Here is a 15,286-nt window from a genome sequence, read left to right as displayed (position 1 = left end):
GTTCTGTGACTAGGACGTGGGCGCCAGCGGCATGCCGACACTGGAGCCGGGAATCTTTGCACATCGTGCAAAAGCCTTCCATGCGAGATCGTTCCCGCGCCTCGTTTCGAGGCCGGGGTGTGGGAGGCGGCGAATGGCAATCGCCGAGGATCTCTCGTTGCGCAGTTGGCCGCTTGCCTGCCGCGCTGCGGAACGCGCCCAGCATTGCGGTTGGGCACTTGTCCGGTGGGTCACGGAATGGGTCTAGCATTGCGTCGTTGGGCGCCTATCCGCCACGTCACGGCAGCCCGCCCAACCATGCAACGCAAACCTTCATGCACGGCAACGGGGCCGCCAAGCATACCATCCGGCAGACTGTCAGCCGGCAGGAGCCACGACGGCGGTCACCGCATCCGGGCTCTTTCCCGTGCGCCAAGCTCGTCGGTTGACCCGGCAGACCGGCAGTGCTCATGTGCCGCTCCCGTTTCGTCAGAAGGCAATCATGACAGCACCTCTTCCCCTGGTCGAAATTTGCGTCGAAGGCATCGACGGCCTCGTTGCTGCCCAGGAGGGCGGCGCAGACCGGGTTGAGCTCTGCGCCAGCCTGCTGGAGGGCGGCATCACGCCGAGCATCGGCACGATCCGCGGCGCGCTTGCCGTCGCGACCATCCCCTTCCACGTGATCATCCGCCCGCGTGGCGGGGATTTTCTCTATTCGGAAGCCGAATTCCTCTCGATGGTTGCCGATGTCGAGGCTTGCCGGCAACTCGGCGTCGCCGGCGTCGTGATCGGCTGCCTCGCGGCGGACGGTACGGTCGACGAGCCGCGTATGCGCGCGCTGGTCGAGGCGGCCGGGCCGCTCGCCGTCACCTGCCACCGCGCCTTCGACATGACCCGCGACCCGATCGAAGCGCTCGAGGCGCTCGTTCGCTGCGGTGTCGGGCGCGTGCTCACCAGCGGCCAGCGGGACACCGCGATGGAAGGCGCGGACCTGCTTGCCGAACTCGTGCGCCGGGCGGCCGGGCGAATCGCCATCATGGGCTGCGGGGGCCTGCGGCCGGAAAACGTGGCGCAGCTGCTGGAAAGGACAGGGCTGCCCGAGATCCACTTCGCAGCGCCCCGCGAGCTGCCGAGCGCGATGACCTACCGCAATGCGCAGGTCGGCATGGGCGGTACCGAACTCGACCGGGAGTACCGCAACACGGTCACCGACCGCGAACTGGTCGCGGCGACCATTGCAGCGGCGCGCCGGGCATGACCATCGAAGCGATCTCCCCGGGTGACGAAGCGGCAGTGCTGGCGCTCAACAACGAGCATGCGGCCGAGCTCTCCTGGCTCGAACCGGAGCGCCTTTCGCACCTCATTGGCCAGGCATTCCATGCGCGCCGCGTCGGCAGCCTCGACGGCTTCATCCTCGCCTTCGACCAGACGGCGGACTACGACAGCCCGAACTTCGTCTGGTTCCGCGAACGCTATCCGCGTTTCGTCTACGTCGACAGGGTCGCGGTTGCCGCCCATGCCCGCGGGCGCGGCATCGCGCGGCGTTTCTACGAGAACCTGTTTGCAGCGGCGCGAATGGCCGGGCACGAGGTGGTGACCTGCGAGGTCAACCTGGACCCGCCCAATCCCGGTTCGGACGCCTTCCATGCCGCGCTGGGATTTTTCGAGGTCGGCAGCGCATCCCTGGGAGACGGGACGAAGACGGTGCGGTATTTTGAGCGGTCGCTGAAGGACTGAAACCAGGGGGCTGAAACCAGGGGCGGGCGAACCTCGTGTGAGGTTTCATGCCGAGCAACGTGTTCCGTTTCGACGAGGTCTGGCGCATCCCCGAAGCGGCGCCCGGTGAGGTCTGGGACGTGCTCTCGGACGCGGCACTGCTGCCCGAATGGTGGGGCGACGTCTACAGGGAAGTCACCCCGCTCAACGACCTCGGCAAGGGGCAGGTTGGGGCACGGTCGAAGGCGCGGGCGCGCGGCGCCCTGCCCTACGAGCTGAATTTCATCATCGAAGCCGCCGAACTCGAGCCGGGCCGCAAGGTCGTCGTGAAGACCTATGGCGACTTCGACGGCCTGTGGACCGCAAATCTCTTCCCCGAGAACGGTGGCACGCGCGTCGAGCTGACCTGGCAGGTCATCGTAGAGCGCCCGATCCTGAAATTCTTCTCGCCCCTGTTGCGACCGGCCTTTGCCTGGAACCATCGCTGGACGACGCCGCGCGGCGAAGCTGGTCTGCGACGCTACCTTGCGAAGCGGCGCGAATCCGGATCGGCCGGATAGGCCGTGTTGGCAGGCGCTATCCGGCCCGCAAATGCTGCCCCTCCGGAATGGGAACAAACGAAGCGGCCGGTGCGTGCCGGCCGCCTCGTCAATGCCCTGATGTCAGGCGTTGGCGGCTGCGACCGCCCGCTTCGCCATGACCGCGACGAGATTGGCGCGGTACTCCGGCGAGGCGTGGATGTCGCCCATGAGGTTCTTCGACGGCACCTTGACCCCGTCGAGCGCAGCCGCGTCGAACTTCTTCGCCAGGGCGGCCTCGATCTCCTTCGAGCGGAAGACGCCGTTGTCGCCGGCGCCCGTCACCGCGGCCCGCACGCCCGCTTTGTCCTTGGTCACGAAGACGCCGGTCATGGCGTAACGAGAGGCAGGATTCGGGAATTTCGAGTAGCCCGACTTGGCAGGAACGGTGAACGTGACGGCAGTCACGATCTCATCGTCCTTCAGCGCCGTCTCGAACAGGCCCTTGAAGAACTTGTCGGCAGGGATCTCGCGCTTGTTGGTGACGATGGTGGCGGCGAGCGCCAGCATCGCCGCCGGATAGTCGGCCGCCGGATCGTTGTTGGCGATCGAGCCGCCGATCGTCCCTCGGTGGCGCACATGCGGGTCGCCAATGAGGGATGCGAGACTTGCCAGCGCGGGAATCGCCTTCCTGAGCTTGGCGTCGCTTGCCACCTCGGCATGGGTCGTCGCCGCGCCGATCGTCACCGACTTGCCCGACACGCTGATGCCCTTGAGCGCGTCGATGTGGGTCAGGTCGATGACGTCCGAAGGCGCGGCGAGCCGCGTCTTCATGGCCGGGATGAGCGTCATGCCGCCCGCCAGGAACTTGGCGTCTCCGCCCTTGGCGAGCTTGGCCGCCCCCGAAACCGAGGAGGCCCGATGATAGTTGACCGAATACATGACTTCCCCTCCTCAGTGCTTCGCGGCGTTGATGGCCGCCCACACGCGCTGCGGCGTGGCGGGCATCAACAGGTCGTTGTTGCCGATGGCGTCGGTGATGGCGTTGATCACCGCCGGCGGCGAGCCGATGGCGCCGGCTTCACCGCAGCCCTTGATGCCGAGCGGATTGCCCGGGCACGGCGTGTTGGACGTCGACACCTTGAACGACGGCAGGTCGTCGGCGCGCGGCATGGTGTAGTCCATGTAGCTCGCCGTGATGAGCTGCCCGTTGGCGTCGTAGTGGGCGCCTTCCAGCAGCGCCTGGCCGACGCCCTGGGCGATGCCGCCATGCACCTGACCCTCGACGATCATCGGGTTGATGATGTTGCCGAAGTCGTCGGCCGCCACGAACTGGACGATCTCGGTGACGCCGGTATCGGGATCGACCTCGACCTCGCAGATGTAGCAGCCGGCCGGGAAGGTGAAGTTGGACGGGTCGTAGAACGCCGTCTCCTTCAGGCCGGGCTCCATGCCTGCGGGCAGGTTGTGGGCGGTGTAGGCGGCGAGCGCCAGCTGGAACCACGGAACGCTCTTGTCGGTGCCGGCGACTTTCAGCGCGCCGTCCTCGATCACGATGTCGCCCTCGTCGGCCTCCATCAGGTGCGCGGCGATCTTCTTGGCCTTGGCCTCGACCTTGTCGAGCGCCTTGACCACGGCGCTCATGCCGACCGCGCCCGAGCGCGAGCCGTAGGTGCCCATGCCCATCTGCACCTTGTCGGTGTCGCCGTGGACGATCGACACACTGTCGATCGGCACGCCGAAGCGCTGGTTGACGAGCTGGGCGAAGGTCGTCTCGTGGCCCTGGCCGTGGCTGTGCGAGCCGGTCAACACCTCGATGGTGCCGACCGCGTTGACGCGCACCTCGGCAGACTCCCAGAGGCCGACGCCGGCGCCGAGCGAACCGACCGCCGCCGACGGCGCGATGCCGCAGGCCTCGATGTAGTTCGACATGCCGATGCCGCGCAGCTTGCCGCGCTTCTTCGCCTCGGCGCGCCGCTTCTCGAAGCCGGCATAGTTGGCCTCTTTCATGGCGGCGTCGAGCGAGGCGGCGTAGTCGCCCGCGTCATAGGCCATGATGACGGGCGTCTGGTGCGGGAACTGGGTGACGAAGTTCTTGCGGCGCAGTTCAGCCGGCGACACGCCGAGCTCGCGCGCGGCTGTCTCGACGGTGCGTTCAAGCAGGTAGGTGGCCTCCGGCCGCCCTGCCCCGCGATAGGCGTCCACGGGCGCCGTGTTGGTGTACACAGCCCGCACATTCGCGTGGATCGCCGGGATGTTGTACTGGCCCGACAGCAGGGTTGCGTAGAGGTAGGTCGGCACCGACGACGAGAAGAGCGACATGTAGGCGCCGAAATTGGCGATCGTGTCGACCTTCAGGCCGATGATGCGGTTGTCCTTGTCGAAGGCCATCTGCACTTCAGACACGTGGTCGCGGCCATGCGCGTCGGTGAGGAAGCTCTCGGTGCGGTCGGCCACCCACTTGACCGGAACGCCCGTCTTCTTCGAGGCCCACAGGCAGACGACTTCCTCGGGATAGATGAAGATCTTCGAGCCGAAGCCGCCGCCGACGTCGGGCGCGATCACCCGCAGCTTGTTCTCCGGCGCCACGTTGTAGAACGCGCTCATCACAAGGCGCGCCACGTGCGGGTTCTGCGAGGTGGTCCAGCAGGTGAAGTGGTCCTCGGCCTTGTCGTAGTGGCCGAGCGTAGCGCGTGGCTCCATCGCGTTGGGCACGAGGCGGTTGTTGACGATGTGCATCTTGGTGATGTGAGCGGCCTTGGCCAGCGCCGCGTCGGTCGCTTGGGCGTCGCCGAGTTCCCAGTCGAAGATCTGGTTGCCTTCGGCCTCCGGATGCAACTGCGGCGCTCCCTGCTTGAGGGCATCCACCGCCTCGGTCACCGACTTCCGCTCCTTGTAGGTCACCTCGACGGCCTCGGCGGCGTCGCGCGCCTGGCCCTTGGTGTCGGCGATCACGATCACCACCGCGTCGCCGACATAGCGGACGCGATCGACCGCCAGCGGCGACCAGGCGCCCATCTTCATGGGCGAGCCGTCCTTCGAGTGGATCATCCAGCCGCAGATCAGGTTGCCGATGCCATCGGCCTTGAGCTGCTTGCCGGTCAACACGTCGATTACGCCCGGCATGGCCTGCGCCGCCTTGACGTCAATCTTCTTGATGTCGGCATGTGCGTAGGGACTGCGCACAAACACGGCATGCTTCATGCCGGGAACGACCATGTCGTCCGTGTAGCGGCCCCCGCCGGTGATGAACCTCTTGTCTTCCTTACGCGCCACGCGGGCGCCAATGCCTTCCATTCCCATTGCAGACCTCCTCCGCAAAACTCCGAAGCGAATAGCGAGTAGTTGGTAGCGAATTGCGGGAGCGGACCAGCGATGCGTTCGGTACCTCGCGAGAGCGTTCGGGTAATCCCTGTTCGCTGTTCGCTGCTCCCTAACCGCGCTCGAACTACGCTGCCTTCGCCTTTGCCTTCCCCTTGCCCTTCGACATTGCCTGCGACGCGGCGAGGATCGCCTTGACGATGTTGTGGTAGCCCGTGCAGCGGCAAATGTTGCCTTCGAGCTCCGTGCGCACGGTCGCCTCGTCGAGACCTTCGGGATGGCGGTTGATCATGTCCGTGGCGGCCATGATCATGCCGGGCGTGCAGAAACCGCACTGCAGGCCGTGATGTTCCTTGAACGCCGCCTGCACGGGATGCAGGTCGGCGCCGTTCGCCAGGCCCTCGATGGTGACGACGGTCGAGCCGGACGCCTGCACGGCGAGCATTGTGCACGATTTGACGGCCTTGCCGTCGACATGGACGACGCAGGCGCCGCACTGGGAGGTGTCGCAGCCCACATGCGTTCCGGTCAGTCCCAGATGCTCCCTGAGGAAATGAACGAGCAGGGTGCGGTCCTCGACGGAGCCGCTCACCTTTCGCCCGTTCACCACTAACGATACTTCAGACAATGATACCTCCCTTGGCTCTCGTCCAACCGATCCCAACCCTCCGGTTCGGGACCGCAATCTGACGCCACTCCACAACTTAAAGCAACAGCTTGGGCGCAGATTCTCAGCGCCTGCCGCAGCGAGAATGGAGCGCACCCACGCCGTCGTATATTGGACTTAAGGTGGGAACCTGGGCCCGTTGGGCATTGCAAATTCGTGGCCGCTCGGACAAAACTGCCGGCGGCGTCGACCGAAGCGCCCATCCGTGCGGAAACGACGCCGGACAAGAACTCGGGAGGAATTTCGCTGGCCGTCGTCACCACGAGCTATGGCTGCGGACTTTTGGCGCTGACAACCGACGCGCCCGATCCGCGTGGGTTTGCGCAGCACATTGCCCGGGAAGCGGCTGCCGCCGATGCCGGCTTCGCGTTGGTGTTTTTCTCCCAGGCTCTGATGGATGCACAATCGCTGTCCGACGCTCTGGTGGAAGCGGCGCCCAGGCTCGCTTTCGTCGGCTGTTCGACGGCGGGGGAGATCACGCCGAACGGCCTGGAAGAACGGCATGCCGTCGCGCTGCTCTTCCCGACGGCGTCGTTTGCGGCTGCTTCCGCAATGGTTGAAAACCTCTCGACCTCGGGATTGAGCGAGATCACCGGCGAGGTCGAGGCGATCAAGCGCTCGATGCTCGCCCATCCACACCCCTCGCACCACCGCAACCTGTTCGCACTCTGCTTCATCGACGGCATGTCCTTTGCAGAGGAGGCAGTAACGTCGGCCATCCACTGGGGCCTGAACGACATACCGCTCATCGGGGCATCGGCCGGCGACGACCTCAAGTTCGAGACGACAACGCTGATCCGCAACGGCAAGGTCGCCTCGAACTGCGCCGTTGTCGTGTTGATCGCGACCGACGTGCCGTTCCAGGTGTTCAAGACCGAGAATTTCGAACCTACCGCCGAGAAGCTCGTCGTCACCTCGTCGGACCCGGATCGCCGCGTCGTCCATGAATTCAATGCGGGCGTCGCGGCGGACGAGTTCGCCGCAGCCGTCGGCATTGAAACCGCGCAGCTGACGCCCTTGAGCTTCGCTTCGCATCCCGTGGTGTTGCGTGTCGGCGGGGAATACTATTGCCGCTCCATCCAGAAGGTGCTTCCTGACGGCTCGCTGTCCTTTTTCTGCGCCATAGACGACGGCATCGTGCTGTCTCTCGCCCAACCGAAAGGCATGGTGCAGTCGACCCGCAGCGCCTTCAAAAACGTCGAAAAGAGGCTGGGAGGCATCGACATGGTCCTCGGCTTCGATTGCGTACTCCGTCGACTGGACGCGCAGAATCGCCAGATATTCCGGGACATTTCCGACCTCTACCGCGAGAACCGCGTCATCGGCTTCAACACCTATGGCGAGCAGTACCGGTCAATGCATCTCAACCAGACACTGACGGCGATCGCCTTTGGCGTGCGGCTCGCTGCGGAATGACCGCCATGGGCATCGATCACATCAACGACATCGAAAGGCTGAAGAAGATCAACGCGGCGCTGATCTCCCGTGTCGAGCGCTCCATGGACCAGCAGGGAAACGCCTTCTCCCTCTTCCAGACTGCGATCAACCTCGAGAACACGGTCCGCCGCCGCACCGAGGAACTGCGTTCCACGCTGCGCCGCCTCGAGCAATCCAACATCGACCTCGTCGAGGCCAAGGAAGCCGCCGAGCTCGCCAATCTCTCCAAGACACGGTTCCTGGCCGCGGCCAGCCACGACGTGCTGCAGCCGCTCAACGCGGCGCATCTGTCCATCTCGGCGCTGGCCGAACTCCAGGTGGGCGACGAAGGCCGCAAGCTGGTGCGGCAGGTCGAGCGCTCGCTGGAGACGATGGAAGACCTGCTACGCACCCTTCTCGACATCTCCAAGCTCGACGCGGGCGTCGTCCAGCCGTCCGTCGGCGCGGTGTCGCTCGATCACCTTTTTTCGTCGCTGCGCTCCGACTTCCTGCCGCTTGCGGAGCAGAAGGGGCTGGATCTGCGCTTCCGCTCCACTCTGGCCAGCGTCCGCTCCGATCGCAGCCTGCTGAGGCGCATCCTCCAGAACATCCTGTCCAATGCTCTGCGGTACACGCGGTCGGGTGGCGTTCTGGTCGGCGCCCGCCGGCGCGGCGACGTGATCCGCATCGACGTCGCCGATACGGGCTGCGGCATACCGGAAGATCAGCGGGAGGCCGTTTTCGAAGAGTTCAACCGCGGCTCGCGCGCGATGGGCCTGTCGGCCGGCGGCCTCGGGCTGGGCCTCGCGATCGTGCGCCGGATGGCCGGCGCGCTCGGCCACAGCGTCGATTTCACCTCGGTTGTCGGCAAGGGAACCGTCTTCCATCTGGAGGCGTCCTTGGTGTCCATGGCGGCCGCGGAGACGCAGTCGGCGATCGTCGAGCTCGAGCGGCCGCCCGGCTACGGACTGTTCGGCACCAAGGTGCTCCTGATCGAGAACGACGAACCCGTTCTCGAGGCCATGTGCACATTGCTGGAACGCTGGCGCTGCACGGTACGCACGGCGGTGGACAGCGCGGAGGCGATCGAGGCCCTGAACGGTGGCGACTGGGCGCCCGACATCATCATCGCCGACCAGCATCTCGACCAGGGCGACCTCGGCACGGAAACGATCGCCGACGTGCGGCAGCTTCTCGGCCGCGTCGTGCCCGCGCTCATCATCACCGCGGACCCGTCCGACGAGATCGCCCGAACGGCGAAGGCGCGGAACATCGAGATGATGCGCAAACCGGTGAAGCCCGCGCAACTGCGGGCGCTTCTGGCCCACCTGCTGGCGTAGCCGTCGTCAGCCTTCGCCTTGCAATCGCCGTGCGGTCAGAGCGCGACGACCTTGCCGTCGTTCAGCGTTACACGGCGATCCATCCGCGCCGCCAGTTCGTGATTGTGGGTGGCGATCAGGGCGGCGAGCCCTGACTGCCGGACCAGCGCCGCCAGCGCGTCGAATACGTAACCCGCCGTCACCGGATCGAGGTTTCCCGTCGGCTCGTCGGCCAGCAGGACCAGCGGCGCATTGGCGACTGCGCGCGCAATGGCCACCCGTTGCTGCTCGCCGCCCGACAGCTCCGACGGGCGGTGGTTGGCGCGTTGGGCGATGTGCATGTACTCGAGGAGTTGCATCGCCCGGTCCTTCGCCTCGGGCACCGGAAGCCCCCGCACCAGTTGGGGCAGCATGATGTTCTCCAGCGCGGAGAACTCCGGCAGAAGGTGATGGAACTGGTACACGAATCCAATGTCGTTGCGGCGGATCGCGGTGCGCTGGTCGTCCGACAGCCGGCCGCAAGCCCTACCGGCAAGAATGACATCGCCGGCGTCGGGCCGTTCGAGAAGTCCGGCAGTATGCAGCAATGTCGACTTGCCAGCGCCCGATGGGGCCACCAGCGCAACCATTTCGCCCGGTGTCAGGGCAAAGTCGGCGCCACTAAGGATGGTGAGCTTCTTTTGTCCCTGCAGGTAATGCCGCTCGACCTTTCGCAGTTCGATTATGGCCTCCGCCATCACTCGTACCTCAGCGCTTCGACCGGATCGAGCGTGGCCGCGCGCCAGGCAGGAAAGATGGTGGCGATGAACGACAAGACGAGCGCCATGATGATGACGGAAAAGGTTTCGCTGAAATCCATGCGCGCTGGCAGCTGGCTGAGGAAATAGAGTTCCGGGTTGAAGAGGACCGTCCCCGACAGCCACGAGAAGAACTGCCGGATCGATTCGACGTTGAGGCATATGACCACCCCGAGGACCACTCCGGCGATCGTGCCGGTGACGCCGATCGCCGCCCCGGTCATCAGGAAGATGCGCATGATGGCGCCGCGCGAGGCGCCCATCGTCCGCAGGATCGCAATGTCGTGGCCCTTGTCCTTCACCAGCATGATGAGACCGGAAATGATGTTCAGCGCCGCAACGAGCACGATCAGCGTAAGGATCATGAACATCACGTTGCGCTCGACCTGCAGTGCCGAAAAGAACGTCTGGTTGCGCTGGCGCCAGTCGGACATGAATATCTGGCGCTGCGCAGCAGCTTCGACCGGCTCGCGCAACGCGTCCACTGCGTCCGGATTGTCGACATAGATTTCGATGGTCTGCGCCCTGCCCTCCTGGTTGAAGTAGAGCTGCGCCTCGGAAAACGGCATGTAGACGATACCTGAATCGTACTCGGACATGCCGACTTCAAAGATCGCGACGACCGGATAGCCCTTCATCCTGGGCGTCGTCCCCATCGGCGTGATGTCGCCTTCAGGCGAAATCAGGGTCAGCGTATCACCCAGAACGAGGCCGAGATTTTCGGCCATGCGACGACCGACGACCACGCCTTCGCTGTCGTCGAAGCCTTCGATCGTGCCGTGTCGGATGTTCTTCGACACCAATTCCATCCGGGCGAGGTCTTCGGCGCGGATGCCGCGCACCAGCGCGCCTGTCCCGCTTCCGATACTGCCCTGGGCGAGCACCTGCCCCTCGATGAGCGGGATCGCATACTTGACGCCGGGCACGCCGGAAATGCGCTTCGCCATCTCCGCATAGTCTTCCAGCGGCTGGTCCACCGGCTGGATTACGAGATGGCCGTTGATGCCCAGAATGCGCGTGAGCAGCTCGGCGCGAAACCCGTTCATCACCGCCATCACCACGATCAGCGTGGCGACGCCCAACATGATGCCGAGGAAGGAGATACTGGCGATGACGGAGATGACCGTTTCTTTCCGCTTCGAACGCAGGTAGCGCCAAGCCACCATGCGCTCGAACGTGGAGAACGGGCCGGCGCCCGCCGATCGCGCCGCAGCCTGGCTCATGCGCCGCCGCTCACCTGATGCAATACCTGCTCGGTCGGCACGGTCACGCGCTCGCCGGTGCGGCGATTCTTGATCTCGACCTCGCCGGCGGCCGCTCCGCGCGGCCCTACGATGACCTGCCAGGGCAGGCCGATCAGGTCGGCCGTCGCGAACTTGCCGCCGGCGCGCTGGTCGGTGTCGTCGTAGAGTACGTCCTTGCCGGCCTTGGTGAGCACCGAGTTGATCCGCTCGCACAGCTGGTCGCAGGCTTCGTCGCCCACCTTCATGTTGATCAGCGCCACGTCGAAGGGAGCAATCGACTCCGGCCAGACGATGCCGTTCTCATCATGCATCGCCTCGATGACGGCGGCGATGAGGCGGCTCGGGCCGATGCCGTAGGAGCCCATCGACACGAAATGCTCCTTGCCGTCTGGGCCCGCCACCTTGGCCCCCATCGGCTTCGAATACTTCTCGCCGAAATGGAAGATATGGCCGACCTCGATGCCGCGCGCCGAAACCTGCTGCTCTTCGGGAATGCCCTCCCAGGCCTTCTCGTCATGCATCTCGTCGGTGGCGGCGTATGGCGTCGTCCACGTCTTCACGATGCCGCCGATCTCGTCGTCATTGGCGAAGTCCACGTCCTCGCCAGGCACGGCGAGCCCGAGATAGTCGCGATGGCAGAACACCTGGCTCTCGCCGGTTTCGGCGAGGATGATGAACTCGTGGCTGAGGTCGCCGCCGATCGGACCGGTGTCCGCCCGCATTGGTATGGCCTGCAGGCCCATCCGCGTAAATGTCCTCAGGTAGGACACGAACATCCTGTTGTAGGCGGCACGCGCGCCTTCGTAATCCAGATCGAAGGAATAGGCGTCCTTCATCAGGAACTCGCGCGACCGCATGACGCCGAAACGCGGCCGGACCTCGTCGCGGAACTTCCACTGGATGTGGTAGAGGTTGAGCGGCAGGTCCTTGTACGACTTCACGTAGGACCGGAAGATGTCCGTCACCATCTCTTCGTTGGTCGGGCCGTAGAGCATGTCGCGCTCCTGCCGATCCTTGATGCGCAGCATCTCCTTGCCGTAGTCGTCGTAGCGGCCGCTCTCGCGCCACAGTTCCGCCGACTGGATGGTGGGCATCAGAATCTCGAGCGCCCCGGCCCGGTCCTGCTCCTCGCGGATGATGCGGCACACCTTGTCGAGCACGCGCTTGCCGAGCGGCAGCCAGGAGAAGGAGCCCTGGCCCTGCTGCCGGATCATGCCGGCGCGCAGCATGAGGCGATGGGAAACGATCTCCGCTTCCCGCGGAGTCTCCTTCAAAATCGGCAAAAAGTAGCGCGACAAACGCATCGAATTATCCGTGAAACGCGGCCGGGCGGAATCGCCCGGAACCGAACTGGTGAGTGCAAGCGCTTCTTAGCCATTTCAAGGCGGAATGGAAACCCGAGAGCGGGCTCGGAAGCATCTCTGCTTGGCTGCCCAACTTCAGGGCAACCTCTGCCAATTGATTGTGCAGCGCAGCACAGCAATTGATCGATTCAAGAAAATTTGTGCGTGACATTTCGTCCCCCCTTGGTCTAGTGTGCGCTCACAACTGGAAGAGCAGAAAAAATCTGCCGTCTTACGCGGTCAAAGTCTTGGGAGGATGCGATCTAGGCGCGGTCATTCGCAGCCGCCGGTTTACCGGAAACAGATCGGACGCGTTTAAATTGCAAGGCCTTGTGCCTTGCTTTTTTTTTGCAGATTGGCCGAGTTGCAACCATCGCTTGATCTGTTGCGTCGGCTCACGAATGCCTGACGTTGGCTCTCCGAAGTCTTCGTGAGCTCTCCGATGCCTGGCGTGAGCTCTCAGAAATCCGGCACGACTCTCGGGATATCGTCGAAGCCAAACCCGTATCCTCGCGTCAGGACGAGGAATACGCCGAAGATCAGCGCGGAGATCGCAGTCGTTCGCAGGAAGGCGCGCAGCATGTGGGGTCCGCGCGGGGCACTGGCTACGGTGCCCAAGGTGACGTCATTGTCCTCATCCTGGGTCCGCACCCCAAACGGCAGCGTTCCGAAAAGAACGACCCACCAGATGATGAAGAAAATGGCTGCGCCCGAGATCCAGCTCATACTTGTTCAAGCTCGACGAGTGTGCCGTTGAAGTCTTTCGGGTGCAGGAAGAGAACCGGCTTGCCATGCGCGCCGATCTTCGGATTGCCGTCGCCGAGCACGCGGGCGCCTGCAGCCTTCAGCCTATCTCGCGCCGCAACGATGTCGTCCACCTCGTAGCACAGGTGGTGCATGCCGCCGGATGAGTTCTTTTCAAGGAACGAGGCGATCGGAGAGTCGCCGCCCAGCGGCTCCAGCAGCTCGATCTTGGTGTTGCCGACATTGACGAACACCACCGTCACGCCGTGCTCGGGCAGCGCCTGCGGCTCGCTCACAGACGCACCGAGGGTGTCCCGATAGAGCGCCGTGGCGGCAGCAAGGTCGGGGACGGCGATGGCGACGTGATTGAGGCGGCCGAGCATGTCAAAGTCCATAGCGAGTAGCGAGTCGATGAGCAAAGGGCCGTAACGGCACAAGAGCGACCAGCGATGAGGGATCGACCACCGATCACCTCTATTCGCTATACCCTACTCACTCATCTCGTCACAAACACCGTCACGAGAGGTTTCTTGCCCCATGCTTCGTTGGCCGCGCCGCGCACCGCGCGCCGAACCGCCTCCTGCACGAGGTCGAGATCTTTTCGGCGTTGCCGGGGGATGCTGTCGACCGCGCCGATTGCCGCATCCAGCATCCGGTCCTCCATGTCCTCCCCGGCCGCGTCGATCTGCGCGACGCCGATGGATACGATATCCGGATCGCCAGCCAGTTCGTATCTGTCGTCAAGGACCACGTTCACCGCCACGTGCCCCGCGAAAGAAAGCTTGCGGCGGTCGCGAATGCCCATCGCCTCTTCGCTGCCCATGAGCAGGCCATCCTTGAACACACGGCCGAAGGGCACCTGGTCGATGATCTCGGGTTTGCCCGGCCACAGCCTTAGGATGTCGCCATTGCGCACCTGCGCCACGTCCGGGATGCCGCTTGTCGCCATGAGCGATCCGTGCGCCACCAGGTGCGCCGCCTCGCCATGCACAGGCACACCGATCTTAGGCCGCGTCCATTCGTACATCTTGCGCAGTTCGCTGCGGCGGGGATGCCCGGAGACGTGGACCAGCGCATCGCCGTCCTCGATCACCTTGACGCCCTGATCGATCAGCAGGTTCTTGATCTCGAGAATGGCCTTCTCGTTGCCGGGAATGACGCGCGAGGAAAAGATGACGGTGTCGCCAGGTGTCAACCCGACGGTCTTCATCTCGTCACGCGCCAGCTTGGCGAGCGCGGCGCGGGCCTCTCCCTGGCTCCCGGTGCAGATGATGACGAGATTGTCGCGCGGGATGTAGGCGTAGTCCTCCTCCGCCGCGAAGTCTGGCATGCCATCCATGTAGCCGAGCTCGCCCGCAACGTTGATGACCCGCTTCAACGATCGGCCGAGCACCATCACCTGCCGCCCTGCCCCGGCCGCCGCCTCGGCGATCGAGCGGATGCGGCCGACATTCGACGAAAAGGTGGTGACCGCGACCCTGCCCTTGCACTGCGAGATGATTTCCTTGAGGCTGGCGCCGACGGCCTGCTCCGAAGGCGAGTCTCCCTCGCGCACCGCATTGGTCGAATCGCAGACCAGCGCCAGCACGCCGGCATCGCCCAGCGCCCGCAGCCGCGCCTCGTCGGTCGGCGGCCCGATCTCCGGAGCGAGATCGATGCGCCAGTCCCCGGTGTGGACCACCGTTCCCGCCGGGGTGGTGATCGCGAGCGCCATAGGCTCCGGTATCGAGTGTGCGACCGGAACAGCTTCTATCTGGAACGGCCCGACCGTGAATTTCTCCCCGGCCTTGAAGACCGTCACGGGGATTTTGGGAGCGCCTGCTTCGGATTGGCGCTTCGCCTCGAGCAGGCCCGCCGTGAACGGCGACATCCATACCGGCGCCTTCAGCCTTGGCCAGAGGTCGTGCAGCGCGCCGTAATGGTCCTCGTGCGCATGCGTGATGACGATGCCCTTCAGGGAATCGAGATTCTCCTCGATGAAGCGCGTGTCGGCCATGACCAGGTCGACCCCCGGCAGATGCGCGTCGGGAAAGGTGACGCCGACATCCACCATCATCCACTCGCGCGCGTTGGCAGGCCCGTATCCGTAAAGGGCGATGTTCATGCCGATTTCGCCGACGCCGCCGAGTGGGACAAAAACGAGTTCCGATTTCCCGGCCATCAAAGACTCCTTACGCTGCGCACCCGACGACACTTTACTTCATCTCGCAGCGGGGGAATGC

At 64.6% G+C, this 15,286-nt stretch carries 14 protein-coding genes; 5 read left to right on the top strand and 9 right to left on the bottom strand.

Translation table 11 applies throughout. The annotated features are described in order from the left end of the window. Positions 1 to 481: 481 nt before the first annotated feature. From PD284_RS12870 to PD284_RS12860, 3 genes are read left to right on the top strand one after another with little or no spacing between them, the layout of a single operon-like run. A complete protein-coding gene (locus PD284_RS12870) occupies positions 482 to 1,237 on the top strand; it encodes a copper homeostasis protein CutC (protein WP_274628588.1) in 756 nt (251 codons plus the stop codon). Next, positions 1,234 to 1,716, top strand: coding sequence for a GNAT family N-acetyltransferase (locus PD284_RS12865; RefSeq protein ID WP_274628587.1), 483 nt, complete (start codon positions 1,234 to 1,236; stop codon positions 1,714 to 1,716). The genes PD284_RS12870 and PD284_RS12865 overlap by 4 nt, the downstream gene beginning before the upstream one ends. Positions 1,717 to 1,763: 47 nt before the next feature. Next, complete coding sequence (locus PD284_RS12860; RefSeq protein WP_274628586.1) at positions 1,764 to 2,255, top strand: SRPBCC family protein; 492 nt, start codon at positions 1,764 to 1,766, stop codon at positions 2,253 to 2,255. Positions 2,256 to 2,357: 102 nt separating this feature from the next. Here PD284_RS12860 and PD284_RS12855 read toward each other — a convergent pair whose 3' ends face one another. The 3 genes from PD284_RS12855 to PD284_RS12845 all read right to left on the bottom strand — a co-directional run bounded on the left by PD284_RS12855 (position 2,358) and on the right by PD284_RS12845 (position 6,162). Next, positions 2,358 to 3,155, bottom strand: coding sequence for an FAD binding domain-containing protein (locus PD284_RS12855; RefSeq protein WP_274628585.1), 798 nt, complete (start codon positions 3,153 to 3,155; stop codon positions 2,358 to 2,360). A 12-nt stretch (positions 3,156 to 3,167) separates the two neighbouring features. Further along, entirely contained in the window at positions 3,168 to 5,516 is a 2,349-nt protein-coding gene (locus PD284_RS12850) for a xanthine dehydrogenase family protein molybdopterin-binding subunit (RefSeq protein ID WP_274628584.1), read from the bottom strand. 145 nt (positions 5,517 to 5,661) lie between these two features. Next, on the bottom strand, positions 5,662 to 6,162 hold the full coding sequence (locus tag PD284_RS12845; RefSeq protein WP_274628583.1) for a (2Fe-2S)-binding protein: 501 nt from the start codon (positions 6,160 to 6,162) through the stop codon (positions 5,662 to 5,664). Between the two features lie 195 nt (positions 6,163 to 6,357). Here PD284_RS12845 and PD284_RS12840 point away from each other — a divergent pair, with 195 nt between their 5' ends. Both PD284_RS12840 and PD284_RS12835 read left to right on the top strand, forming a co-directional pair. After that, the gene (locus PD284_RS12840; RefSeq protein WP_338036651.1) at positions 6,358 to 7,617 is read left to right on the top strand and encodes an FIST N-terminal domain-containing protein; all 1,260 of its coding nucleotides are present in this window, start codon (positions 6,358 to 6,360) and stop codon (positions 7,615 to 7,617) included. Between the two features lie 5 nt (positions 7,618 to 7,622). Then, positions 7,623 to 8,957, top strand: coding sequence for an ATP-binding response regulator (locus PD284_RS12835; protein WP_274628582.1), 1,335 nt, complete (start codon positions 7,623 to 7,625; stop codon positions 8,955 to 8,957). A gap of 35 nt (positions 8,958 to 8,992) precedes the next feature. Here PD284_RS12835 and PD284_RS12830 read toward each other — a convergent pair whose 3' ends face one another. The 6 genes from PD284_RS12830 to PD284_RS12805 all read right to left on the bottom strand — a co-directional run bounded on the left by PD284_RS12830 (position 8,993) and on the right by PD284_RS12805 (position 15,225). Continuing rightward, on the bottom strand, positions 8,993 to 9,673 hold the full coding sequence (locus PD284_RS12830; protein ID WP_274628581.1) for an ABC transporter ATP-binding protein: 681 nt from the start codon (positions 9,671 to 9,673) through the stop codon (positions 8,993 to 8,995). Further along, positions 9,673 to 10,956 (bottom strand): lipoprotein-releasing ABC transporter permease subunit, encoded by a 1,284-nt coding sequence (locus PD284_RS12825; protein ID WP_274628580.1) that lies wholly within the window; start codon positions 10,954 to 10,956, stop codon positions 9,673 to 9,675. Before PD284_RS12825 ends, PD284_RS12830 begins: the two co-directional genes overlap by 1 nt. Further along, positions 10,953 to 12,281: a proline--tRNA ligase gene (gene proS, locus PD284_RS12820; RefSeq protein ID WP_274628579.1), complete on the bottom strand. Its 1,329-nt coding sequence runs from the start codon at positions 12,279 to 12,281 to the stop codon at positions 10,953 to 10,955. Before proS ends, PD284_RS12825 begins: the two co-directional genes overlap by 4 nt. 498 nt (positions 12,282 to 12,779) lie before the next feature. After that, the gene (locus PD284_RS12815) at positions 12,780 to 13,046 is read right to left on the bottom strand and encodes a DUF1467 family protein (RefSeq protein ID WP_274628578.1); all 267 of its coding nucleotides are present in this window, start codon (positions 13,044 to 13,046) and stop codon (positions 12,780 to 12,782) included. Continuing rightward, positions 13,043 to 13,447, bottom strand: coding sequence for a methylmalonyl-CoA epimerase (mce, locus tag PD284_RS12810; RefSeq protein ID WP_274628577.1), 405 nt, complete (start codon positions 13,445 to 13,447; stop codon positions 13,043 to 13,045). Before mce ends, PD284_RS12815 begins: the two co-directional genes overlap by 4 nt. Positions 13,448 to 13,560: 113 nt before the next feature. Beyond that, positions 13,561 to 15,225 (bottom strand): ribonuclease J, encoded by a 1,665-nt coding sequence (locus PD284_RS12805; RefSeq protein ID WP_274628576.1) that lies wholly within the window; start codon positions 15,223 to 15,225, stop codon positions 13,561 to 13,563. Positions 15,226 to 15,286 lie beyond the last annotated feature (61 nt).

Source organism: Mesorhizobium shangrilense (genome assembly GCF_028826155.1).
In the GTDB taxonomy this organism is placed as follows: domain Bacteria; phylum Pseudomonadota; class Alphaproteobacteria; order Rhizobiales; family Rhizobiaceae; genus Arvimicrobium; species Arvimicrobium flavum.
The sequence above is the reverse complement of the archived record's forward strand: the minus strand, read 5'-3'. Positions and strand labels throughout refer to the sequence as shown.

Bases quoted from the DNA above. Each gene is read 5' to 3' on its own strand.
- PD284_RS12870 (WP_274628588.1), top strand. From the start codon at position 482: ATGACAGCACCTCTTCCCCTGGTCGAAATTTGCGTCGAAGGCATCGAC.
- PD284_RS12865 (WP_274628587.1), top strand. From the start codon at position 1,234: ATGACCATCGAAGCGATCTCCCCGGGTGACGAAGCGGCAGTGCTGGCG.
- PD284_RS12860 (WP_274628586.1), top strand. From the start codon at position 1,764: ATGCCGAGCAACGTGTTCCGTTTCGACGAGGTCTGGCGCATCCCCGAA.
- PD284_RS12855 (WP_274628585.1), bottom strand. From the start codon at position 3,155: ATGTATTCGGTCAACTATCATCGGGCCTCCTCGGTTTCGGGGGCGGCC.
- PD284_RS12850 (WP_274628584.1), bottom strand. From the start codon at position 5,516: ATGGGAATGGAAGGCATTGGCGCCCGCGTGGCGCGTAAGGAAGACAAG.
- PD284_RS12835 (WP_274628582.1), top strand. From the start codon at position 7,623: ATGGGCATCGATCACATCAACGACATCGAAAGGCTGAAGAAGATCAAC.
- PD284_RS12830 (WP_274628581.1), bottom strand. From the start codon at position 9,673: ATGGCGGAGGCCATAATCGAACTGCGAAAGGTCGAGCGGCATTACCTG.
- PD284_RS12825 (WP_274628580.1), bottom strand. From the start codon at position 10,956: ATGAGCCAGGCTGCGGCGCGATCGGCGGGCGCCGGCCCGTTCTCCACG.
- proS (WP_274628579.1), bottom strand. From the start codon at position 12,281: ATGCGTTTGTCGCGCTACTTTTTGCCGATTTTGAAGGAGACTCCGCGG.
- PD284_RS12815 (WP_274628578.1), bottom strand. From the start codon at position 13,046: ATGAGCTGGATCTCGGGCGCAGCCATTTTCTTCATCATCTGGTGGGTC.
- mce (WP_274628577.1), bottom strand. From the start codon at position 13,447: ATGCTCGGCCGCCTCAATCACGTCGCCATCGCCGTCCCCGACCTTGCT.
- PD284_RS12805 (WP_274628576.1), bottom strand. From the start codon at position 15,225: ATGGCCGGGAAATCGGAACTCGTTTTTGTCCCACTCGGCGGCGTCGGC.